This window comes from Thalassospira indica (assembly GCF_003403095.1).
Classification (GTDB): Bacteria; Pseudomonadota; Alphaproteobacteria; order Rhodospirillales; family Thalassospiraceae; genus Thalassospira; species Thalassospira indica.
The window spans coordinates 2,287,135-2,309,072 of sequence record NZ_CP031555.1 but is presented as its reverse complement, the minus strand read 5'-3'; the positions used below and the strand labels follow the sequence as shown (position 1 = coordinate 2,309,072).

The following is a 21,938-nucleotide window of genomic DNA, read 5'->3' as shown; positions in this document are numbered from 1 at the left end:
ACATCAGTTTCCAAGCGTCTTAATCGCCTTCGAATTCGACCAAGTGGAATTCTTCGATACCGCGATCGCGGATTTTCTGCGCCCCACCAAGATCAGGCAGATCAATGATGAAGGCGCAACCTGCGACCTCTGCCCCGATCTTTTCGACCAGATCAATCGCAGCAAGGGCGGTACCACCGGTTGCAATCAGATCATCCATGATCAGAACACGACTGCCCGGTTTGACGGCGTCCTTATGGATTTCGATGACGTCGGTGCCATATTCGAGTTCATATTCGACACCGACCGTTTCGGCCGGGAGTTTGCCCTGCTTGCGGATGGTGACAAAGCCGACGCCAAGGGCCACGGCAACCGCCGGGCCGATGACAAAGCCACGCGCTTCGATCCCGGCGATCATGTCGATCTTCTTGTCCTGGAATTCAGCGGCGAAGCTGTCGATCACTTCGCTAAGACCATACGGGTCCTCGAACAGCGTCGTGATATCCCGAAACATGATGCCCTTTTTCGGGTAATCGGGAATGGTACGAATCAACGACTTGATCGACATGGGGTACTCCGGCCAGATATCAGGAAATGCGACGTCGCAGATCAAAAGCCATGACTATCACGGCCAGATCACATACGGCGTCACTTGATGCCTGAAACAGAGTGAATTGGCAAGGTACATCCCATCATCACCCGCACCTTGCCAGAGCCAAGCTTTTAACCGCGTCAAGCCGCGTGCGGTGTGGACAGGCGCGGGTTGATGTGTGTGACAGACGGTACCGTCGCAACAAAGTCATTGGCGAGCTTCTTGCTGATTTCTGCGCGTGTTCCACGTGGCAAGCCGGTTTGCGCCGCCTGACGATTGCCCCAAACGGCCCGGTAAAGGCGATAATCATGGTCATTGATCTGACCGAATACTTTTTCGACTTCCATCAGAGTCTGGACGTAACTCTTTTTCATGTCAGTCATCCTGTTGCTCGTTGGTTTTCGACGGTTTTGCCCATCGAATTTTGTCGCATCCATTTTTGTGATGCGGCGTTTACAGAAGCCATATAGTCCTAACTTCATGGCCGCTCAACTGCAGCACGGTGACAAGATCAGGAAGAATTTGTGACAGTTTGCCCAATTCTTCCGATGTCCCAAAATCAGCCTTTCCTGAGGTTAGAAGATTTGTGCCAGTTTGCGGCTTACCAGCCATATAAAAACGGCCCGTCTTCAAAACAGAAGACAGGCCGAAAATAAATTCGATCAATGCGCAAACGACGCGCCTAAAACGCTAGCCTCGCGACCTAGTTCAGTTTTTTGGCCGCTTCGGTCTGCCTGGCCTCTTCGTCGATCTGCTTTTGCAGGGCATCGCCGTATTCACCGTATATCCGGCCCTCAAGCGACAGCTCCAGAAAACGGATATAGTCGTTCTGGTCAGTGATCTTGGCGCGCGCGACTTCGATCACGTCAAACGGGCTTGCCGCATCCAGACCGTATTTGCGGATCAGTCCCAGCATTTCTGCGGTGATCTGATCAAGCTTCTTGCGGGTGTCGCTATAGGAAAGCGTCATCAGATTGTCCTGTGTATCGAATGTGTTTGTTGGGCAGCTTATGCCTGTTTGTCGTTGGGCTTGCAAGCCCCGCAACGTTGAAAACAGCCCGTTTGGCGATACGAACTATACCAATTCAATTCGCCCCGCTTGAGGCATGTCAAAGCACTTTTCCCGCGATCATGCATGGTTCACAAGCCCGCGAAACAGAACAAAAAACATCCTGTTCCGTCGGGTTTATTGAAGCCTATGCCATCGGGGAGTTACCATGCGCATCCTGTCTGCCTTCAACGCCATGAGCATTCGCAAACGCTTTATGTGGGCGTCCGCATTTGGCGTCTCTACCACTGTGATTATTGCGCTTTTGATGATGACTGTGGTCGAGGAAAAAGCCATGGATGAAAAGCTTCATCAGCTAAGTGAAAACGAGCTGACGTCGCTGCATGCGCTGATTGTCAACGTGATGGCCGCCCGCCCCGATGATGTTGATGACATCGGCATTCAGGTTTTCAACAACTGGTTTGACAGCCGCAACGGCGACTATCCCGGCGAACTCTGGTCTGCATGGGGACCGACCACCATGGCTTATATGGAAGAATTCGGCGAGAAGCCGCTTAAAACCCCGCGCGACGAGATTGATATCGAGGCCATCGAAACCGGCAAGATGATTGGCCGTTATACCGATAATGGCACCTATCGCCTGTCGATGCCGATTGTGCTGGGTGAAACCAAGGGTGCGGATCGCGAAGTCTGCTTTAGCTGCCATGGCGCGATGGAGGCCGACACTGGTGACGTCATCGCCGTTCTGTCCTCGAGCCTTTCCGTCGCACCCGAACAGGAAAAAACCAACCGTATTCTGATCGGTATTGTTCTGGGTGGTCTGGCGATCGCAATTGCCACCATCATCGGTATGCGGGTGCTGCTGTCGCGCATTGTTACCGGCCCGCTTTCTGATCTGGGCAACGATATGAACGCGCTGGCTGATGGCAACACCAACTTTGAAATCAACGCCCTGTCGCGCCAGGATGAAATCGGCGAAATGGCGAAATCGGTTGATGTTTTCCGCACCAATGCGATTGCCAAAAAACAGATGGAAGCCGAACAGAAAGAAGAATCCAGACGCCGCGAAGAACGCATGCAAAGCCTTGAACGCCATATCGGCAGTTTCGAAGGCGTGATTGCGCAAATCGTCGGTGCGGTCTCGGCCTCGGCCGAACGCATGCAGACAACGGCACGCGGTCTTGTCGATTCAGCCGACCGGGCCAGCAAAAGCGCAACCACGGTTGCCGCCGCATCCGAACAGGCCACGGTGAATGTCCGTACTGTGGCCGATGCCGCCGACCATCTGTCTGAATCCATTTCCCAGATCGGTGAACAGGCACAGCAATCAACCCAGATTGCCGCCGAGGCATCGCGCGAAGCCGCCCAGTCGTCCGAAACCGTTCAGGGCCTCTCGGAAGTCGCCAACCGCATTGGTGAAATTGTTGAGCTGATAAGTGACATTGCAGGTCAGACCAACCTTCTGGCGCTCAATGCCACCATCGAGGCAGCCCGCGCAGGCGAAGCTGGCAAAGGTTTTGCCGTGGTCGCGGCAGAGGTCAAAAACCTTGCCAACCAGACGGCCCGCGCAACCAACGAAATTGCCGAACAGATCACAGCCATTCAGGAAGAAACTGGCAAAACGGTAAGCTCGATCGGGGATATCTCGGATGTGATCAGCCGCATTACTGAAATGGTCAACACCATCTCGGCCGCAGTTGGCGAACAATCCGATGCCACCGACGAGATCGCGCAAAATGTCGAACAGGCTGCCATCGGCACCCAGGAAGTCAGCAGCAATATCGAACGGGTCAGCAACACCGTCGCCGATACCGATCAGGCTGCCCATCTGGTTCTTGATGTTGCCGAGGAACTTGGGACGCTGTCCAACGATCTGCGTGCGCAGGTCGATCAGTTCCTTGCCGACATCCGCAGCAGCTAAGCTCGAGCTCGCGCAGAAATCGTTCACCATTGACCGGCGGCAAGACAGTTGTTTTGCCGCCGGTTTTGTTTTTGGCAACCATCGGATGAACCGAACTTATGCCAGAAGTTGCACTGATCACGCCCCCTGCATCTGCCCCCGGCCGACATTATCGACTTTGAATTGAATAAAATTAACTTCAAAACAACGAAATGCGGGCCTATTCTTACGTAAAATAATAATATTCTTTTTTAATGTCTGGTGTCTTTGACACAAAAGAGCGCCATGTCGACGACCCGGGGGATTGTGGGGACAATGTCGTTTACGACGATTTTAGGCATTATGGTCGGCCTTGGCCTGTTTATCGGGTCGATCTTTATTTCGACCGATAACTATCTGGTATTCTTAAGCCTTTCGAGTGCACTGATGGTGGTTGGCGGCACGCTGGCCGCGACATTTATTGCCTATGAGGCGCGCTATGTACTGCTGGCACTCAGACTGATTTTCAAGATTTTCCGCGCCCCGCAAATGGGCCGTGCCCAACTGACTGGCGAAGTCGGCCGTGTGGTCAAATGGGGCTATCTGTTGCAGAAAAAGGGTATCAACGCGCTTGAACAGGAAGCCGAACGGGTCGGCAAGGACGAACCGTTTTTGGGCTGGGCAATGGAAGTCGTCATTACCGGCTATGATGGCGAGGAAACCGCCGAGATGCTTCACAATGCCATCGATAACGCCTTTAGCCGCAACCTGGTGCCTGTTGCTATCCTTAAGAGCATGGCGGCCGCCGCCCCGGCCTTTGGGATGATCGGGACACTGGTTGGCCTTGTCATCATGCTTGATAAAATGGCCGATGACCCGACCTCGTTGGGGGCCGGTCTTGCGATTGCGCTGATTACGACATTGTATGGCATTGTTGCCGCCCGGTTCTTTTTCCTGCCAGCGGCCAGCAAAATCCAGCAGCGCGAGGAAATCATGCGGTTTCGCAACTACCTGATCGCTGAAGGCCTGATCATGCTGGCTGATCGCAAAGGCCCGCGCGCCATACAGGACAGGATGAATTCCTTCCTTGATCCGGCCATTCATTTCAATATCGACAAGTCGTCGAAGTAAGGGGATCGATCATGGCCCGCGGCAAGAGACGCCTGCAATACAAGGAAGAAGAACCGGTCAATGAGGATTGGCTTGCGACCTATGCCGATGCCATCACCCTTTTGATGGCGTTTTTCGTTATGCTGGTCAGCTTTTCCAAGGTCGAAATTCCGATGTTTGAAAAGGTCCAGGCCGGCATTGCCGAACAGATCGGCAAACGCGAAGTCGTGCGCCCGACACAGGTGCTTGAAACAGATCTGCGCGATGTGGTTTTCAACATGGCGCTGGACAGTGCGGTCAATGTATCGACCGATGACGAAGGCATCTTGATGGAAATGGGCAGCGCGTCGTTCTTCCAACCGGGGTCAGCCAACCTGACCAATGATGCTGTACTGTTCCTCAAGGATGTCGGTGATCTTCTGAAAGAACCGCGCTATCTCGGTTTTCAGGTCGAAGTTTCCGGTCATACCGACGACAGCCCGATCAACTCACCGCGGTTCCCGACAAACTGGGATCTGGCGGCGGGTCGTGCCATCGCAGTTGTCCGCTTCTTTGCCGCCCTTGGCGTTGATCCCGACAGCAAACGCATGCGCGCCATTTCTTACGGCGATACCAAACCGAAATTGCCAAACCGCAATGATTTCGGCGAACCGATCCCGGAAAACCGCGAAGCCAACCGCCGGATTGAAATCCGTGTCTTCCCGAAATATTCACGCGTGTTCTGATACCGAAGTTCAGGTCCGGGAACTGGCACAGCTATTCGATGTGTAATACCATTTCATCACGGGCAGCAAAGGCGCCAGACCAAGTGGCGCGTGCCTTTTGCTCGATAACGGTCATTGCCGCATCATCATGTTCTGGATCGTGATGGAACAGTGCCAGTTGTTTGGCATTGGCGGCCCGACACAGGCGAATACCTTCCTGCCAGGTAGAATGCCCCCATCCGACTTTTTGCGGGAATTCTTCGTCGGTGTAGGTGCAATCGTAAATCACCAGATCAGCATCTTCGATGAAATCAAGAATGATCGGATCCGGGGTCTCCGGATCATGTTCGGTATCGGTCACATAACACACCGCATTGCCATCATACTCTACACGAAACGCCGTCGCCCCGTTGGGGTGACGCAAGGGTGCCGTCTTGATCACGATACCGTCGGCGGGATGCAATTCATCCCCGACACTGAAATCCTCAAATGTCAGCTTCGATTGCATGGCAGACAGCGGCACGGGAAATGTCGGGTCCGCCATTTGCGCCGAAAACACGCGCTCCACCCCGCCCTGATGGGTCAGATGCCCCGCCATGACCCGGAAGGAAGCATTTGGGTTATAGGCCGGTACAAAGAACGGAAATCCGTTGATATGATCCCAGTGTGTATGGGTCAGGAAGATATGGGCATGGGTGACATTGCGCCGGATCAGATCCTTTCCAAGGTTGCGGATCCCGGTCCCGGCATCAAAGATCAGGACCTCGTCGCCGACACGCATTTCAATGCAACTGGTATTGCCACCATAAACAACATGGTCAGGTGATGGGCATGCAATGCTTCCACGAACGCCCCAGAATTTAACCTCAATCGCCATTCACCAAGCCCTGCTCAAGGATTGATTGCTTATCGCAAACACCAGTTATCACACCTTCAAACGATCACATCACATACCTACGAACCAATCATCGATTGCACGTAACATATTCAATTCACGCCAACAGTGCTTCCGATCACAGCGCCCATCATTTTGTCGGCGCGTCCGCAATTGACCGCGATCTCGCACAGCCCAATCGAATTGCGGTAATGGAAAGCCGATCCTTCCGGCACGTCGGAGAAAGTCCGCGCTCCGGAAACGATATGCGCATTGATCGTGATCTTTTCATCAAGTGAACGCGCAGAAAGTCCCGTCATCAGGTTGCCATAGGGATCGACATAGATCACTTCGGCCAATTCATCGGGCCAATCCTGTGCCGCGCCAAACCGCGCATCAAGTGCGATCGGATGTAATGCAAAAGCCTGATCGGTTGCGACCCATGCCGCAACCGGGGCAAATATATCCCGCCCATGGAAGCTTGCCGATGCATCATCGGTCATCCAGTCAATGACCTTGATCGATACCTTTTTGGCACGCCGTATAATCATTTCAAACAAACCATTATCCGGCCCGACATATGAAACGCCATCGGCCGTAACGACAAGCCCCTGACGCGCACTACCCACGCCCGGATCAACAACACTCAACACCACATCACCCGCCTGAAATTCGCGGGTCAAGGCCGCCAGTAGGTAACTTGCGGCTTTCGGGTTCCGGTCCGGCGCATCACACATCAGATCGCAGATCGGCACATCCGGCGCATGACGCATCACGACCGACCGCATGGTGCCGCTATAGGGGCCGTTTACACCAAAATCGCTAAAGACAAAGATCATGGCATGTTACCGCGATATCGGTTGAATAAGGTTAGCTTGAAGACAACAACGCCGGTGGCAACATTTTGATCCCACCGGCGTTGTCGCTGTTCTTTTAAGATAAGGTCCATGGACCCGAAGTGCTACTTGACCTCGCAGAACTGGCCACGTCGTTTAAGCTCCGCACACAGCGAACTTGCCGCACTATCGCTTAGCCCCGTTGCCATCAGGCGATAATAGGTGCCCTTGCCCGGAATGCTGGCGCGCGTCACACCATGTTGAAGCGGGGCAAGTTGGCCATAGCGGCTGCTCAGGATCTGCCAGCCGCGTTCTGCCTGTGCCTCATTGCGATAAGACGCCAGATGAACGGATTTCGATCCACTTGCCATTGCGGCAGGCGCGCTTGCCATTTCCTCAGCCGCCTGAACCGGGCGGCTTTCACCCGTGGCGACCCGGCGGACCGGCTCCCCGGAATTAAGCGTCATTGCCGTGCCCTGTGCCGGTTCGACAATGGCGGCCTCAATCGCGTCACGTTCGCGCTTGAATTCATCAGGTGTGACCAGCTTCATCTGCTGAAGGTCTTCGATGCGTGCGATCTGGCGTGCCGCATCCATCAGACCTTGCGGCGCTGGCGGCGGGGTTGCGCGTTGGCGCGGCTGGGCTGGCAATAACGCATCGAGAATGGCGGTGCGTTCCGCAACATGTTCCTGCACGGTAATTGCACCGATCTGAAGCGCACGGTTTAGCTGATTAAGGCGCTGTTCGACCTGCTCACCTTCTGGCGGCGGGTTATTCAAGAATGCCGACGGTGCCGGTTGGCTCATGGGCAGCAACGCACCAAGGTTTGCCGAACGGCGGGCGGAATATTCCTCGGGCGTTACAAGTCCGGTGGACTGCAGATTGCGCAAGATCGCAAACCGTTTGGCGACTGCCTCGTCCCCTGCCGACAGGGCTGCACCAGCCGGAACATCCATCGGCCTGGTTGACGCGCTGGTCATGGAAGAAACCGGGTTGCCCGTCATAGGCGCGTTTGTGGCACGACCGGCGGCCACAGCCGCGGCACCATTGCCAAGGCCCGACGGCCCGCTGATGATTTGATCATTGATACTAAGCGACCCGGGAAGGCCGCGCTGAAGCCGCGACAGGTTGAATTCAGCTGCATCACGCAGCGGACGGGGCTGTGTGCCCGTCGCAGAAGACATCAGAACGGTACCGGGCGGGTTCATCGCGATCAGTGTTTCATACCCGTCGCGCGCCCGATCCGGGCGGTTGGTATTTTGATAAAGGACAGACCGCCACAACATTGCATGGCCGTCCTGAGGATTTTTGCGCAGTGCCTCGTCAAACAGTTTTTCAGCAGATGCATAGTCACCGCTGGCCAATTGTTGCAGGCCAAGGGCTGTATAATTGTCATCGGCAAAGGACGTTGCCTCGTCCCAGAAGTCCTGATCCAGCAGCGGCGCACAGGCCGACACCCATGAAACCATACCGATCACAGCAATACCCTTGCCGATTTTCAGCCAGTTCCCGGTCCGCTTTGCGGATACCTGCATGGCGCCAATCCCCTATTCCATAAAACCCGTTTCGGAAATCATGCTGTAGTGCCAGTTCATATTCCAGCAAAACCCGGCATGGACTTCCCCCATACAGCCTTGATTTTGCACCCTGCTTGCCAACAATTCGTTAAAGCAAATTAATCACTGTTTTTGACGCGACACTTGTCCTGCCATACGTATAGTTTCTATACATAGAATAGTGCTAAAGTGAGTGTCTCAACCATTAACCAGACCTTCAGAACATTATGATTTGATCAGACTTCGGTCTTCGGTGTATTCAACCGGCAAATAACCACTCAAAAAAACGTTTTCTCTTTCAGGGGTTTCGGCGTGATTGAACCGCAGCAATATGGCCAACAGGCCCTTCAGGAATACCTGTTGCTGGATTATGTGCAACGGCTGGAGACCCGTAAATACGGGCACCGGGCTGTACATATTCACCTGTCGCGCCTAAAGCCGTTCCATCGCCGCGATTATCATATCCGCGTTGCGACCAATACCTTTGAAAGCTATGTCAAACTCTATGTCGGCCGTATCTTTGTTCTGACCAACAATGATCTGATCTTTGTCTGGAAAGACAAATCGATTGCCGATGTCGAACCGGCTGTTGATACGCTGCGCTATCTGTTCCGCGATGATCCGCTGTCACAGGACGACAGCGAGGAAACCGGTTTTTGCACCTGGTACAACCTCAATACCGAGTTCCAGGAATTCCTGTTGCTGTGTCAGCACCTTGATGAGCGCGCAAAAAAGCTTCAGAAAAGCCTGAACATGCGCAGCGCGATCCAGCGTGAAAAAGACAACAACGTCCTGAACCCGATCACGGCCGAGAACCTCGGCGAACTTGAAGAAACCATTCACACAGCCGATCTGTCCGAACATATTCGCCAGCAACCGGTCTGTGTCTTTGCGCATGGCAGTTCCAAGGAACTGCATCCAGTATTTGACGAGTTCTTTGTCTCGATCACCGATCTGCGCAACGCGCTGATGCCCAATATTGATCTGGCGTCAAACCGCTGGCTGTTCCAGCACATGACCGAGACACTCGACAAACGCATGCTGAACTACCTGTGCAAGCGGACCTTCAAGACGCATGCAAGTTCGTTCTCGATCAACCTCAATCTTGGCACTCTGACGTCGAAGGATTTTGACAAGTTTGACGAAACGGTGCGCCGCAACTGGCAGGGCAACGTGATCATCGAGCTTAATCAGGTTGATCTGTTTTCGAACCTTGAAACCTATCTCAGTGTGCGTGACGATTTCCATGAACGCGGCTATCGCATCCTGATCGACAACCTGACGGTTGAAGCCCTGTCCTTTGTTGATCGTAAACGCCTTAAGGCAGACTTCATCAAGGTCGCATGGCGCGAAGAGATGACCGATAATGTCATCCGCAAAAAATACTCGGAAATGGACAGCCTGGTGAAGAACTCCGGCCGGGAACGTGTGATCCTGTGCCGCTGTGATTCGCCCACCGCGATCAAGTTCGGCCAGTCGCTTGGCATCACCCTGTTCCAGGGGCGCTACATCGACAACATGATCGCCCGCCAGCGCCGCGCCAAGCGCGACGCCAAAAAGCCCGTCAGACCTGCGCCGACAAGACCAACCGACGACAAGCCGACGCGATAACCGACAGTCGCCAGACATCCTCCTGACAAACCGGTCAGGAGCCTTGGTCTACCGGCGACCACCTTCATTTCACCCCTTGGCAAAACGGGAACAAAAGCAGTACACATAATCATGTTGTACGCGCTGTGCCCGGATTGCCATCACAAATGGCGACTGCATCTTGACCGACCGCTCCCCAAAAGCGGTAGCGGGTCCTATGTGCCCTGCCCGGTCTGTTCCTGCAAGCGCGCCATCGCCCACCCGGAACTGCCGGAGCTCTCGATTGGTCATCTTGATTGCGATGCCTTTTATGCCTCGATCGAAAAGCGTGATCGACCGGAACTGATCGATCAGCCTGTCATCATTGGCGGCGGTCATCGTGGTGTTGTTGCGACATGCTGTTATGTTGCGCGCAAATATGGTGTGCGGTCCGCCATGCCTGCGTTCAAGGCACGGGAACTCTGCCCTGATGCGGTGTTTTTGAAGTCCGATATGAAAAAGTATCAGCGCGAAGGCTATCGCATTCGCGACATGATGCGCGCGCTCACCCCCGATATCGAACCGCTGTCGATTGACGAGGCCTTTATGGACCTGTCAAACGCCATGGAAACCCATGGCAAATCAGCGGCGGAATGCCTGATTGATCTTCAGGCGACGATCAAACGCGAAGTCGGCATTACCGTTTCGATCGGGCTTTCCTATAACAAGTTTCTTGCCAAGATTTCATCCGACCTTAACAAGCCGTTTGGCTTTTCCATGATCGGTCGGCGTGAGGCGCTTGATTTCCTGGCCGACAAGCCAGTGCGCATGATGTGGGGGGTAGGGCCCGCGATGGAGCGCAAACTGCACGCAGATGGCGTTACAACCATCGGGCAACTGCAGGAAATGGACATCCATACCCTTCAGGGCCGATATGGCAGCATCGGCAAGCGGTTCTTTTACTTCTCGCGCGGTGAAGATAACCGGCGTGTGGAGCAAAGCACGGAACGCAAAAGCCTGTCTTCGGAAACCACCTTCAACGAAGATATCTCAAGCCTGTCCGAGCTTTCTGAGATCGCCACCCGCCTGACATCGCGGGTCGCCCGCGATCTGGCGCGCAAGGAAATCGCGGGGCATACCGTGATCCTCAAACTGAAATCATCGGACTTCAAGCTCCGCACCCGCAACATGCGCCTGACCTATCCGACCTTGCGCGAAGACGTCATTCTGGATGCCGCCCTGACCCTGCTTAAAAAGGAAATCGATGGCACACGCTATCGGTTGCTTGGCGTCGGGGTCACCGACCTTTACGACGCCGACATGGCCGATCCGGTTGATTTGTTTGCCGGTGATATCGCCGCCATCACCGATGATGCCGCGCAGTCAGACGCAACCACACCAGAAGCCCCGCGCACGGTGATCGACCTGCCCCGCCCGACTGCCGAACAATTGCGCGAAAGCCTGACACGGCGTTATCGACAGCACAAAAAGATGGCACCACGCCAACACAAATTCCGTTTCTAGAAACGAAATCGCAGAAAAGACAAATGATGCACGGCGCGACATTTGCGCGGCAACATATTGATTTATATTTGGAAAATATGGCGTCCCCTAGGGGATTCGAACCCCTGTTGCCGCCGTGAAAGGGCGGTGTCCTAGGCCTCTAGACGAAGGGGACACAGGCACAAGCATTTATGTGCGAATGTCGTGACTTTCGGTTGGTGGCGTCCCCTAGGGGATTCGAACCCCTGTTGCCGCCGTGAAAGGGCGGTGTCCTAGGCCTCTAGACGAAGGGGACACATACGCACCAATCGAAGTCAGTCTATGTTAACGAGTGGCGTCCCCTAGGGGATTCGAACCCCTGTTGCCGCCGTGAAAGGGCGGTGTCCTAGGCCTCTAGACGAAGGGGACGCAGCGCGTTAACGAGGCCGGTTTTTAGCGATTGGGTGGGGTCAGGTCAAGCGGCTTTTTCGCCCCTGTGACGTTTTTTTTAATCCCTTGGCGTAAATGATGCCATTCCCGACCAAATACTGAAAAACCTTGGCACACTGTTTAACCAGACGGTTTATTGGCTACGGCGTCGGGTTCCAATCCAGAAACTGATCCCAGCCACAGCGAGACCACAGCCCAAAAAGACAAACATCGCCTTGTAACCAGTATCCGGGTCGGCCCCATAATACCCGACAATCAACCCGGCAATGCCTTGCAGGACGAACAGACCGCCAAACGTCGCGAGATTAATCGTGGTCAGTGCGCGGCCAATCTGATGTTCGGCGACCGCCTTGCGCGATGCGGCGTAATTAAGCGTCGCACTGCTGCCTAGGAAGCCGTGCAGCAACATCAAAACCATGGCGATGCCGGTGCCCATTGGCCCGATAAAGGCCTGCAACAGGCAGGCAACCGCCCCGACCAGCACAGCAAAGACGATCAGGCCACGGGTATTATCAGGCATCATGCGCGACAGTTGCCCGTAGGTCGGCGGACCAATGATCATGCCAATCGTCATCACCAGAAGGATATTGCCAACCTCGACCGCGCCCAGATCAAACACGTCATGCAAATAAGGCCCACCCCACAGGCCACGGACTGTCAGGATCGTCGGATAGCTGAAAAACGCCACACCCGACAGCAACCAGACCTGCCGGTTTGACCAGACCGACACCATGCCGCGCAGGACATCACCGACACTTTCGCCGCGCTGGGCATGGGTTGCATGGCCCGGCGGGTTGTCGCGGACCAGAATGAAGTCAAGCACCACCGCAATCAACGCAATGCCGGCAAGGCCGTAATAAACCGCCCGCCAGCCATAGGCCTCAACCAGTGTGGCAAGCGGCGTTGCCGAGGCCAGAACACCCATCAAACTGAACGAAACGATCAGTCCGGATGCGGTGGCGAACTTTTCGGGGGCGGTCCAGCGCGCGGCCAGAACCAGTGCCGACATGAAGGCCGCCGAACAGCCAACGCCAATCACCGCTTGGCCTGCCATCAGGCCCAGCACACTTTGCGCATTGGCAAAGATAAAGACGCCCGCCACGGTGACCATGGTCAAAAACCCGTTGGTCAGGCGCGGTCCATACCGGTCGAGCAGCACCCCAACCGGGATCTGCATCAAGGCAAAGGCAAAATGGAAACTGCCTGATATCAGGCCAAGCTGTTCGGGTGTAACGGCAAGCTGTTCACGCAGCGGCCCGGCAAGTAGCGCCTGGGCAGAACGGAAAAACTGACTAAGCGAAAAGGCCAGCATGATCGGCATCAGAACGATCAAAAACGATCCGAGGCCATGCTTGGGCGTCGCAGAGGTGGGTGTGGGGCGCGAATTTTGTGTCATGGTGCCTTCAGGATTAGTCTGATCAAACCATAACGGCAAGCATTTGCAGCATCATAGCTGCCCTGCCCGGGGTCACGTCGCTAGACCGGCAAGGCCACATCGTCAATGATCAGCTGCACACCATCACGCCCCTGCCAGCTATCGCGGCGCAAATGCCCCAGAACATGCAACGGGCGTCCACCATGCTTGATCAGGGTCTGTCCCATATCATTATCAAGGCATCTGAACGCAATCGCCTTAAGCCGCCCCTGCCCGTTTGACCCGGTCAGGATACAGCGCACATGATCCTGTCCGACAACATCGGCCTTGACCGCCCGGCAATCAACAAAGGCAAATCGGGGCTCGGCATTGCCCGCACCAAAAGGCCCCAGCTTTTCAAGTGAGTCGATAAGCTCAAGTGTCGCGCCCTTGGCATGAAGCGCCCCGTCGACCGTGATGGTCGGGCGGATATCGTTTTCGGCAATGATCTTGGCAAAGCGTTCCTCAAGGAAGGCCTCGAACGCCTCAAGCTTTTCGGGATCAAGCGTAAAGCCCGCCGCCATATGGTGCCCGCCACCATTGATCAGAAGCCCGGCTTGACGGGCCGCAATGATCGCATCGCCCAGATCAATCCCGCGCACAGATCGCGCAGATCCCTTATAGACGCCGTCAACCTTGCCCATCACAAGCGATGGCACGTGATAGCGATCCTTAAGCCTGCTTGCGACAATACCGATCACGCCGGGATGCCAGTCATCGCCGCCGACCAGCACCATGGAGCCGACCTTTGACTTGCCCTCGACCGCGCTGATGGCCTGATCAAGGACGATATCCTCGATCGCCTTGCGTTCACGATTATATTCATCAAGCCTGCGGGCGATATCCTGCGCCTCTGCGGGGTTCTCGCCCGAAAGCAGGGTGGTGCCCAGAAAACTCTCGCCAACGCGCCCACCGGCATTCACACGCGGCCCAAGGACATAACCCAGATGATAGGCACTCGGCACCTCGTTGACGCCGGCAATATCGGCAAGTGATGTCATGCCGACATTGGATCGGTGCTTCATCACCTTAAGGCCCTGGGTCACAAACGCCCGGTTCAATCCGCGCAACGGCACCACATCACACACCGTACCAAGCGCTACCAGATCAAGCCAGTTGCGCAAATCGGGTGCGCGAACGCCCTTCTTTTCAAGCCAGCCGCGATTGCGCAATTCGCGCAACAACGCCACACAGACCAGAAACGCCACACCCGCCGCACAAAGATGCCCAAGCCCGCTTTCATCATCGAGCCGATTGGGGTTCACAACCGCGACCGCAGGCGGCAATTCCGGCTCTGCTGCGTGGTGGTCGACAACAATGATTTCGATCCCGGCATCGCGGGCTTCTTGTAACGGCGCATAGGCGGTCACCCCGCAATCAACCGTCAGGATTAGCTTGGCACCCTTGCGCTGCAGCTCCAGAAGGGCGGGCGCATTCGGGCCATAGCCCTCTTTCATGCGATCGGGAATATGGACAGGAACATCAACACCAATGGCGCGGAAAAACCGTTTCAACAACGCCGTACTAGTCGCGCCATCAACGTCATAGTCGCCAAATACCGCAATCCCCTCGCCCGCCTCAATCGCATCGGCAATGCGGGCGGCGGCCTTGTCCATATCCTGCAAGCTGGATGGATCGGGCATCAGATCACGTAGTGTCGGGGACAGGAAACTTTCGGCGTCATCAAGGTCAATGCCGCGCGCGGCCATTACCCGGCCAACAATTTCGGGCACGCCAAAACGCTGGGCAATCGTCGTTGCCAATCGTTCGTCATTTGCGCGTTCACGCCACCATTTGCCGGTGACGGATCGCTCAATGCCCATAAAGGTGGTTTCTTGTGAATGCTCTGTCATGCCCTATGGAATAGCGCAATCTCGGGCGGTCTGAAACCGGATATTTTACCAATCGATCAAACCGCGCCGAGAGTTGGCAATCCCTAGCCGACCGGGTTTTCGCCGCACCATTTCAAAACGTTCTCGGCGTCTGCGGCGGGATCATCGACGGGATAGAACACCTTGGTGATCTTGCCATCATCAATGACCATGGTCAGCCGCTTGAACAGGCGCATGTCATCGGCTTCAAAATCCGGCATTGCCATGGCTTCCTTAAAGCGATGATCCGCATCCGACAGCAAGGCAAATGGCAGATGAAGGCGCTCAGCTGCTTCTTTTTGATAATCGGTTGTCTGGCTTGAAAGCCCGAACAGGTTTTCCACCCCGACCGCACGCAATTCCGAGGCGTGATCACGGAACGAACAGGATTGCGGCGTACACCCCTTGGCACCGGGAATTTCATTCCAGCCTTCCGGTGACGGCACGCCGGGCTCTGCCGTGCGCGGATAGGCATAGACAACTGTGCGGCCCGGCAATGTCGACAAATCAACAGATGTGTCGTTGGTTGCGGACAACCCCATTGCAGGCAGGATCTGCCCCGTCAGGCGTTCAATCACATGTGCGTCGCTTTCTGAACTCATCATGATCCTCCCAGGATACAAGAGCGGGCTTTTATCACGAACAATGTTCGGCCCTTTGGCTTTCAAGATAAGTCTGAACCCAACGCTTAAAAAGAAGCATCGATTTCGTATTGTGAAAAACATTTTGCTGCATCACACCATTTGCCTGCGCGGCAAAGCTGTGCAAACTGGTGCGATAACAAAAATGGATACGCGCAATGCCCCACAAAAAAGGTCTCAGGATCGGATTAACCATCCTGTCCGTACTTGCTGCCGTGATGTCGATGCCAATGGTGATGTTTTCACCAATGATGTTTGACGCACCGGGATCAGATGAAAATATCTACACCCAGTTCCTGTTTTTCAGCGTCTTGGCATTTCCGGTGCTCTGCCTTATGGGTGGCATTCTTCCATGGGTATTCAAACGCCACCCGAAATCGATCTGGCTTTATGGGCTCAGCGGCCTTGCCATCGGGCTTCTCATTCTAGCAGTTGTGTTGCTGTCGGTTCAGTGCGGCGGCGACTTTGCCTGTTGATCAGACGATGCCTTCGTCCGCCGCGATCAGGGCCAACCCGAGTGCCACCGACAGGAACGGCTGGCCGATTTCGATGCGGTCCTTGCCAAAGCGATCTTCGAACAGCTTGCGCACCGCCGGGACATAGGATGTGCCGCCGGTCATGAAGACCTTTGAGACGTCCCGTGCATCGACACCGGCCTGATCAAGGCAGTTCTTGGCCGCCAGTTCGATCTCGGCCATGTCGGGTGCAATCGAGGTTTCGAAATCGGCACGGGTCAGTTTTTCTTCGATCTCCACTCCACCATGGGCGAATTGCAATATGGTGCTGTCCTTTTCAGAAAGCTCTGCCTTGGCCTTTGACACCGACTGATAGAGGTGGAAACCCATTTCGTCTTCGATGATCGCTACCAGATCCTCGATATCATCGGGCTTGGTCGCTGACCTGATCAGGCCTTTGATTTCGTTGATGGTTTTGGGTTGATTCATCATGGCCAGTTCGTGCCAGCGCGAAAACGCCGTGTAATATTGCCGCGGAACCGGCAGGGTCGCGCCCATGGATTTGTATTCCGATCCAAAGCCCAAACGTGGCCAGACGGCCTTCTGGATGATGCGATAATCAAACCGGTCGCCTGCAACACCAAGACCGGTGTGCGAGAGCGGCTGCACCCCGCGAATGCCCAATCCCGGCGTAAAGCGGATCAGCGAAAAGTCACTGGTACCACCGCCAAAGTCGGCGACAAGAACAGTTTCGGGTTTATCCAGTTCGCGGCCGTAATAGTAAGATGCCGCCAATGGTTCGAACACCATGGCCTCGACATCAAAACCGGCCTGCTCATACGCAGCGCGCAAGCGCATTTCGGCAAAGTCATTGTCCGGATTATTACCCGCAAACGCCACCGGACGCCCGGAAATCACCCGCTGCCCCAGCCAACCAAGGCTGTGCTGCGCGAAGTGATGGATCTGTGTCAGGAACGTACCAATCAGATCTTCAATGGAATAGTTGGTCCCGAAGATATCCGTGCCCTCAAAATCCTTGGCCGCCAGATAGGATTTCATCGACTGGATCAGGCGGCAATCGTGGCTTTCCTTAAGGTATTCCTCAATCGCGAACGGGCCGGAGCAGCTTTTGGTGTGGGTTGGCGCATTCGGCGCCTTCAGATCCTGATCTTCCCAGAAATACAGAATGGTCCGATAGGTATCGAAGCTTTTGGTGCCGACCTCGAACGTGGCGGATTGCACGTTTCCTGCACTGTCTGCCACGGCAAGAACAGAGTTCGTCGTTCCGAAATCAAGGGCAATAATTTCCGACATCAGGCAGGCTCCGGGATTTGGTGTTGGTCACAGGGGGGCGGAGGATGTAACGCAGTCCACCTGCCCCTGCAAGCCATTAAACGAAAAAAGGGAGTGCCGAGAATTACATCAAGGCACTCCCTTTTCGAAATTTGAGAACTGATCGCTTATTTGTACCAGATTTTCCGGCTGAAATCGTGCACTGCGCGGACATAACGTACGGTACCGGATTGCGAACGCATCACGATGCTTTCGGTTTCGGCCCCATTGGCAAAACGACGCACGCCGCGCAACATCGCGCCATCGGTCACACCGGTCGCGGCAAACATGACATTGCCCTTGGCAAGTTCGGTCAGCTTGTATTTGCGGGTCAGGTCTTCGATGCCCCATTTTTTCGCGCGCGCGATTTCGTCATCGTTGCGGAAAACAAGACGCCCCTGGAACTGACCACCGATGCAACGAAGGGCCGCTGCGGCCAGGACACCTTCCGGCGCGCCACCGGTACCCATGTAAAGATCAATGCCCGAGGTTTTCTGCGAAGTCGCGATCACACCGGCAACGTCGCCATCCCCGATCAGCATGATGCGTGCACCGGCTTCGCGGGTTTTGGCAATGATTTCCTGATGGCGCGGGCGATCAAGAATACACACAACCAGATCAGCAACATCACAACCCTTTGCCTTGGCAAGGCTTTTGAGGTTTTCGGCCGGGCTGGCGTCAAGGTCGACAACATCATCCGGAAGACCACCGCCAACGGCAATCTTTTCCATGTACGTGTCCGGCGCATTGAGGAACCCGCCCTTTTCGGCCATGGCAACGACGGCCAAAGAGTTGGGACCACCGGTCGCACAAATGGTCGTGCCTTCAAGCGGATCAAGCGCGATATCGATTTCCGGGCCTTCACCGGAGCCAACTTCTTCGCCGATAAACAGCATCGGGGCTTCGTCGCGTTCGCCTTCGCCAATCACGACCGTGCCTTTGATATCCATGCTGTTAAGCGCATTGCGCATGGCGTCAACGGCGGCCTGATCGGCTGCCTTTTCGTCGCCGCGTCCCATCAGGCCAGAGCACGCAAGTGCCGCCGCCTCGGTTACGCGAACCGTTTCAAGCGCAAGATTTCGATCCATATCTTCTTCCTCGTATTGCTGATGTGGGGTCTGGGGGCCCCATCTCATTGTTGTCTTTTTATTTTTATGCTCGATTTTCTGTCCGAGCTATACAACATCGCCCCGCATCATGGCAGATACGGGGCGAATATGTGTTGTTCATTTTGTTAAGATGCGAAGCTTTCAATCCGCATCAGAACCGGCGGCTGTGAATTGCTTTCGAACGCTGCAATATCATTCACCGCACCCGACATGGCGGACTCAGTCGTTTCGTGCGCGACGATGACCACCGGCACAACGCCGCCTTCGGTTTCGGCCCGGCCATGCTGGATCATGGACGCCATCGACACCCCATGCTTGGCAAGGGTTGCGGTCACCTCGGCCATGACACCCGGGCGATCCCACACCATCAGGCGCAGGTAATAGGCGCCAACATGCTTTTCGAGCGACGCACGCACGTTTTTCTTAAGGCGATCAGCCGGCAGACCAAACACCGGTGCCGCACGACCGGCCGCGATATCGACGATGTCGGCAACTACCGCCGATGCCGTCGGACGTTCGCCCGCCCCGCGGCCCTGAAGCACCACCGGACCGACATAGTCCCCTTCAAGGGCGACCGCGTTAAAGACGCCTTCGACCTTGGAAATCTGGGTCGCACGATCGACCATCACCGGGGAAACGCGCTGCTCGATGCCCTCGGCCGTCTGTTTGGCGATACCAAGCAACTTGATGCGATAACCAAGTTCTTCAGCAAGCTGGATATCAAGCGCTGACACACTGCGGATGCCTTCGACCGCAACCGCGTCAAAGTCGACTTCGACCCCAAAGGCGAGGCTCGCCAGGATCGCAAGCTTATGCGCGGCATCAATGCCATCGACATCAAAGGTCGGATCGGCTTCGGCATAGCCAAGTTTTTGTGCCTCTGCCAGAACGTCGGCAAAGTCGCGACCCTGTTCACGCATGGTGGTCAGGATGTAGTTACACGTGCCGTTCAAAATGCCGGTCACGCGCGAAATCTCGTTACCAGCCAAACCTTCACGCAATGCCTTGATCACCGGGATACCGCCAGCAACCGCCGCCTCATAGGCGATGGTGACATTGTTGGCATCGGCAATCCGCGCAAGTTCCGCCCCCTTAAGCGCAATCAGCGCCTTGTTGGCGGTCACAACGTGCTTGCCGTTTTCAAGGGCGGCCTTGCAGGTGTCATAGGCAATGCCATCTGATCCGCCGATCAGTTCGACGAGGATGTCGATATCCTTGTCCGCGGCAAGATCACGTGCATCATCATACCAGGTCAGGCCTTCGGTGGAAAAACCACGATCGCGAGTTCGATCACGCGCCGATACCGCTGTGACGACAATCTGGCGACCCGAACGGTCTGTCAGAAGGTCGCGATGTTCACTCAGCAGTTTAACGGTTCCGGCACCGACCGTACCAAGGCCTGCCACACCGATTTTGACGACGTCTTTCACGATAACTCCTTGTCGCGTGGTTACATCTTTGGCTCCGCCCGTGATCAAAAAAGATCACTGCGCCCTGATAACAGAACGCCCGGGACATGTCCCGGGCGAAACACAGAATGCTTTATGAGATATCAGACGGATTTCTTCAACAGTTCACGTGCAGATTCTGCATCGGGGCATTTGGCAAAGAACTGTTTGATGTTGCGATTGGCCTGACGAATGCGGTGCTTGTTTTCCACAAGCGCGATACGCACATGACGATCGCCATACTCGCCAAAGCCAAGCCCCGGTGCCACGGCAACGCCTGCTTCCTGCAAAAGAAGCTTGGAAAAATCAAGCGATCCCAGTTCGGCAAAGGCATCTGGGATCGGCGCCCAGGCAAACATGGTTGCCGCCGGGCTCGGGATTTCCCAACCGGCACTTTGCGCCCCTTCGATGAAGATATCCCGGCGTTCGCGGTACAGGTTCCTGAATTCCTCGACACAATCCTGCGGACCATTAAGGGCGGCGGTTGCCGCCACCTGAACCGGGGTAAATGCGCCATAATCAAGGTATGACTTGATGCGGGTCAGTGCGTTGATCAGCTTTTTATTGCCGGTGGCAAAACCGATACGCCAACCCGCCATCGAATAGGTTTTCGACAGCGAATAGAATTCAACGGCGATATCCTTTGCACCCTTGCACTGCAGGATCGAGGGCGGCGGATTGCCATCAAAATAGATCTCGGAATAGGCAATATCTGAGAGCACATAGATTTCATGCTTGCGGCAGAAATCGACAACTTCCTGATAGAACGCCAGATCCACCACAAGGGCGGTCGGGTTGGCCGGGAAGTTCAGGACCACCGCACTTGGTTTCGGGACCGAGTGTTTCACCGCGCGATGAAGCTGATCCATAAAGCTTTCGGTATTGAACGTCCCCTGATCATCGTGACCAATCGGGATATGGCGCAATGCGGCCCCGGCAATGATGAAGCCGAATGCATGGATCGGATAGGACGGGTTGGGCACCAAAAAAATATCGCCGGGGCTTGTGATCGCCGCAGCCAGGTTTGCCAAACCTTCCTTGGAACCAAGGGTCACAACGGTTTCGGTTTCCGGATCAATATCAACACCAAAACGACGTCCGTAATAGGCCGCCAATGCCTTGCGCAGGCCGGGAATGCCGCGCGACATCGAATAGCCATGGGTGCGCGGGTTCTGAACCGTTTCAACCAGCTTGTCGACGATATGCTGCGGGGTTGCCGGGTCCGGGTTGCCCATGCCGAAATCGATAATGTCCTCCCCCGCTCGCCGCGCCGCCGCCTTCATCGCATTTACTTCTGCGAATACATAAGGCGGTAGACGTTTTATGCGGTGGAAGTCCTGCGACATTATCCTGTTTCCTCGTTAAATCACTGAAATTCGAATTTTATGCGAAAAGCATATCCTCGATTTCTCGAAAGTTGCGTTTAGGCCCGATATTCAGGCCATTAATAGCGTACAATTCGAAGGATGTACCTTTTCTTGAAATCATACTCAACGAATTAATGCGCGGAAAATACGCATAAATGCGTTTTACGGCACCGAAAGGACTGGGTGACGTCAGGCTGACGGCAAAAACCCGACCATTTCGGCACGCCCGACGCTCCAAACACAAAAAAACGCGGAAGAATT

The 21,938-nt window shown here is 55.1% G+C and carries 19 protein-coding genes and 3 tRNA genes; 6 read left to right on the top strand and 16 right to left on the bottom strand.

Features of this window, described 5'->3' with window-relative positions; all coding sequences use genetic code 11:
* Nucleotides 1-19 precede the first annotated feature (19 nt).
* The 3 genes from DY252_RS10895 to DY252_RS10885 form a co-directional block, all read right to left on the bottom strand.
* Entirely contained in the window at nt 20-547 is a 528-nt protein-coding gene (locus tag DY252_RS10895) for an adenine phosphoribosyltransferase (protein WP_008890908.1), read from the bottom strand.
* Nucleotides 548-711: 164 nt separating this feature from the next.
* Nucleotides 712-945 carry a hypothetical protein gene (locus tag DY252_RS10890; protein WP_064789684.1) on the bottom strand — a complete coding sequence of 78 codons (234 nt, stop codon included), beginning with the start codon at nt 943-945 and terminating at the stop codon, nt 712-714.
* Nucleotides 946-1,274: 329 nt separating this feature from the next.
* On the bottom strand, nt 1,275-1,541 hold the full coding sequence (locus DY252_RS10885; protein ID WP_064780770.1) for a hypothetical protein: 267 nt from the start codon (nt 1,539-1,541) through the stop codon (nt 1,275-1,277).
* A gap of 247 nt (nt 1,542-1,788) precedes the next feature.
* Here DY252_RS10885 and DY252_RS10880 point away from each other — a divergent pair, with 247 nt between their 5' ends.
* The 3 genes from DY252_RS10880 (at nt 1,789) to DY252_RS10870 (ending at nt 5,294) form a co-directional block, all read left to right on the top strand.
* Nucleotides 1,789-3,501 carry a methyl-accepting chemotaxis protein gene (locus tag DY252_RS10880; protein ID WP_082923532.1) on the top strand — a complete coding sequence of 571 codons (1,713 nt, stop codon included), beginning with the start codon at nt 1,789-1,791 and terminating at the stop codon, nt 3,499-3,501.
* A 294-nt stretch (nt 3,502-3,795) separates the two neighbouring features.
* Nucleotides 3,796-4,590: a motility protein A gene (locus DY252_RS10875; RefSeq protein WP_064789517.1), complete on the top strand. Its 795-nt coding sequence runs from the start codon at nt 3,796-3,798 to the stop codon at nt 4,588-4,590.
* A gap of 11 nt (nt 4,591-4,601) precedes the next feature.
* Nucleotides 4,602-5,294 (top strand): OmpA/MotB family protein, encoded by a 693-nt coding sequence (locus tag DY252_RS10870; protein ID WP_064789516.1) that lies wholly within the window; start codon nt 4,602-4,604, stop codon nt 5,292-5,294.
* 31 nt (nt 5,295-5,325) lie between these two features.
* Here the strand turns inward: DY252_RS10870 and DY252_RS10865 are convergent, their stop codons facing one another.
* From DY252_RS10865 to DY252_RS10855, 3 genes are all read right to left on the bottom strand, one after another.
* The gene (locus tag DY252_RS10865) at nt 5,326-6,150 is read right to left on the bottom strand and encodes an MBL fold metallo-hydrolase (RefSeq protein ID WP_008890914.1); all 825 of its coding nucleotides are present in this window, start codon (nt 6,148-6,150) and stop codon (nt 5,326-5,328) included.
* Nucleotides 6,151-6,260: 110 nt separating this feature from the next.
* Entirely contained in the window at nt 6,261-6,986 is a 726-nt protein-coding gene (locus tag DY252_RS10860) for an SAM hydrolase/SAM-dependent halogenase family protein (protein WP_064789515.1), read from the bottom strand.
* A gap of 122 nt (nt 6,987-7,108) precedes the next feature.
* Nucleotides 7,109-8,518, bottom strand: a complete 1,410-nt coding sequence (locus DY252_RS10855; protein WP_064789514.1) for an SPOR domain-containing protein — start codon at nt 8,516-8,518, stop codon at nt 7,109-7,111.
* Nucleotides 8,519-8,851: 333 nt separating this feature from the next.
* On the opposite strand from DY252_RS10855, the gene DY252_RS10850 reads away from it, so the two are divergent.
* Together DY252_RS10850 and DY252_RS10845 are read left to right on the top strand one after the other, a co-directional pair.
* Nucleotides 8,852-10,150, top strand: a complete 1,299-nt coding sequence (locus DY252_RS10850) for an EAL domain-containing protein (protein WP_008890917.1) — start codon at nt 8,852-8,854, stop codon at nt 10,148-10,150.
* 111 nt (nt 10,151-10,261) lie between these two features.
* Nucleotides 10,262-11,632, top strand: a complete 1,371-nt coding sequence (locus DY252_RS10845; RefSeq protein ID WP_064789513.1) for a DNA polymerase IV — start codon at nt 10,262-10,264, stop codon at nt 11,630-11,632.
* 78 nt (nt 11,633-11,710) lie between these two features.
* On the opposite strand, the gene DY252_RS10840 is transcribed toward DY252_RS10845, so the two are convergent.
* The 6 genes from DY252_RS10840 to DY252_RS10815 all read right to left on the bottom strand — a co-directional run bounded on the left by DY252_RS10840 (nt 11,711) and on the right by DY252_RS10815 (nt 15,930).
* Nucleotides 11,711-11,786: transfer RNA gene (locus tag DY252_RS10840), tRNA-Glu, on the bottom strand.
* Between the two features lie 44 nt (nt 11,787-11,830).
* Nucleotides 11,831-11,906: transfer RNA gene (locus DY252_RS10835), tRNA-Glu, on the bottom strand.
* 37 nt (nt 11,907-11,943) lie between these two features.
* A tRNA-Glu gene (locus tag DY252_RS10830) sits at nt 11,944-12,019 on the bottom strand.
* Nucleotides 12,020-12,173: 154 nt separating this feature from the next.
* A complete protein-coding gene (locus tag DY252_RS10825; RefSeq protein WP_064789512.1) occupies nt 12,174-13,436 on the bottom strand; it encodes an MFS transporter in 1,263 nt (420 codons plus the stop codon).
* 80 nt (nt 13,437-13,516) lie between these two features.
* The gene (gene recJ / locus DY252_RS10820; RefSeq protein WP_064789511.1) at nt 13,517-15,307 is read right to left on the bottom strand and encodes a single-stranded-DNA-specific exonuclease RecJ; all 1,791 of its coding nucleotides are present in this window, start codon (nt 15,305-15,307) and stop codon (nt 13,517-13,519) included.
* Nucleotides 15,308-15,390: 83 nt separating this feature from the next.
* On the bottom strand, nt 15,391-15,930 hold the full coding sequence (locus DY252_RS10815; RefSeq protein ID WP_231959751.1) for a peroxiredoxin: 540 nt from the start codon (nt 15,928-15,930) through the stop codon (nt 15,391-15,393).
* Nucleotides 15,931-16,124: 194 nt separating this feature from the next.
* Here DY252_RS10815 and DY252_RS10810 point away from each other — a divergent pair, with 194 nt between their 5' ends.
* Complete coding sequence (locus DY252_RS10810; protein WP_231959750.1) at nt 16,125-16,442, top strand: hypothetical protein; 318 nt, start codon at nt 16,125-16,127, stop codon at nt 16,440-16,442.
* Here the strand turns inward: DY252_RS10810 and DY252_RS10805 are convergent, their stop codons facing one another.
* The 4 genes from DY252_RS10805 to DY252_RS10790 all read right to left on the bottom strand — a co-directional run bounded on the left by DY252_RS10805 (nt 16,443) and on the right by DY252_RS10790 (nt 21,656).
* A complete protein-coding gene (locus tag DY252_RS10805) occupies nt 16,443-17,735 on the bottom strand; it encodes an Hsp70 family protein (RefSeq protein ID WP_064789509.1) in 1,293 nt (430 codons plus the stop codon).
* 146 nt (nt 17,736-17,881) lie between these two features.
* Nucleotides 17,882-18,841 (bottom strand): class II fructose-bisphosphatase, encoded by a 960-nt coding sequence (gene glpX / locus DY252_RS10800; RefSeq protein ID WP_008890926.1) that lies wholly within the window; start codon nt 18,839-18,841, stop codon nt 17,882-17,884.
* 146 nt (nt 18,842-18,987) lie between these two features.
* Nucleotides 18,988-20,292, bottom strand: a complete 1,305-nt coding sequence (locus tag DY252_RS10795) for a homoserine dehydrogenase (protein WP_008890927.1) — start codon at nt 20,290-20,292, stop codon at nt 18,988-18,990.
* A 122-nt stretch (nt 20,293-20,414) separates the two neighbouring features.
* The gene (locus DY252_RS10790) at nt 20,415-21,656 is read right to left on the bottom strand and encodes an LL-diaminopimelate aminotransferase (RefSeq protein WP_064789508.1); all 1,242 of its coding nucleotides are present in this window, start codon (nt 21,654-21,656) and stop codon (nt 20,415-20,417) included.
* Nucleotides 21,657-21,938 lie beyond the last annotated feature (282 nt).

What these genes read in the sequence shown, in the direction of transcription:
- DY252_RS10895 (WP_008890908.1), bottom strand. Translation starts at nt 547, where the DNA reads ATGTCGATCAAGTCGTTGATTCGTACCATTCCCGATTACCCGAAAAAG.
- DY252_RS10890 (WP_064789684.1), bottom strand. Translation starts at nt 945, where the DNA reads ATGAAAAAGAGTTACGTCCAGACTCTGATGGAAGTCGAAAAAGTATTC.
- DY252_RS10885 (WP_064780770.1), bottom strand. Translation starts at nt 1,541, where the DNA reads ATGACGCTTTCCTATAGCGACACCCGCAAGAAGCTTGATCAGATCACC.
- DY252_RS10880 (WP_082923532.1), top strand. Translation starts at nt 1,789, where the DNA reads ATGCGCATCCTGTCTGCCTTCAACGCCATGAGCATTCGCAAACGCTTT.
- DY252_RS10875 (WP_064789517.1), top strand. Translation starts at nt 3,796, where the DNA reads ATGTCGTTTACGACGATTTTAGGCATTATGGTCGGCCTTGGCCTGTTT.
- DY252_RS10870 (WP_064789516.1), top strand. Translation starts at nt 4,602, where the DNA reads ATGGCCCGCGGCAAGAGACGCCTGCAATACAAGGAAGAAGAACCGGTC.
- DY252_RS10865 (WP_008890914.1), bottom strand. Translation starts at nt 6,150, where the DNA reads ATGGCGATTGAGGTTAAATTCTGGGGCGTTCGTGGAAGCATTGCATGC.
- DY252_RS10860 (WP_064789515.1), bottom strand. Translation starts at nt 6,986, where the DNA reads ATGATCTTTGTCTTTAGCGATTTTGGTGTAAACGGCCCCTATAGCGGC.
- DY252_RS10855 (WP_064789514.1), bottom strand. Translation starts at nt 8,518, where the DNA reads ATGCAGGTATCCGCAAAGCGGACCGGGAACTGGCTGAAAATCGGCAAG.
- DY252_RS10845 (WP_064789513.1), top strand. Translation starts at nt 10,262, where the DNA reads ATGTTGTACGCGCTGTGCCCGGATTGCCATCACAAATGGCGACTGCAT.
- DY252_RS10825 (WP_064789512.1), bottom strand. Translation starts at nt 13,436, where the DNA reads ATGACACAAAATTCGCGCCCCACACCCACCTCTGCGACGCCCAAGCAT.
- recJ (WP_064789511.1), bottom strand. Translation starts at nt 15,307, where the DNA reads ATGACAGAGCATTCACAAGAAACCACCTTTATGGGCATTGAGCGATCC.
- DY252_RS10815 (WP_231959751.1), bottom strand. Translation starts at nt 15,930, where the DNA reads ATGATGAGTTCAGAAAGCGACGCACATGTGATTGAACGCCTGACGGGG.
- DY252_RS10810 (WP_231959750.1), top strand. Translation starts at nt 16,125, where the DNA reads ATGCCCCACAAAAAAGGTCTCAGGATCGGATTAACCATCCTGTCCGTA.
- DY252_RS10805 (WP_064789509.1), bottom strand. Translation starts at nt 17,735, where the DNA reads ATGTCGGAAATTATTGCCCTTGATTTCGGAACGACGAACTCTGTTCTT.
- glpX (WP_008890926.1), bottom strand. Translation starts at nt 18,841, where the DNA reads ATGGATCGAAATCTTGCGCTTGAAACGGTTCGCGTAACCGAGGCGGCG.
- DY252_RS10790 (WP_064789508.1), bottom strand. Translation starts at nt 21,656, where the DNA reads ATGTCGCAGGACTTCCACCGCATAAAACGTCTACCGCCTTATGTATTC.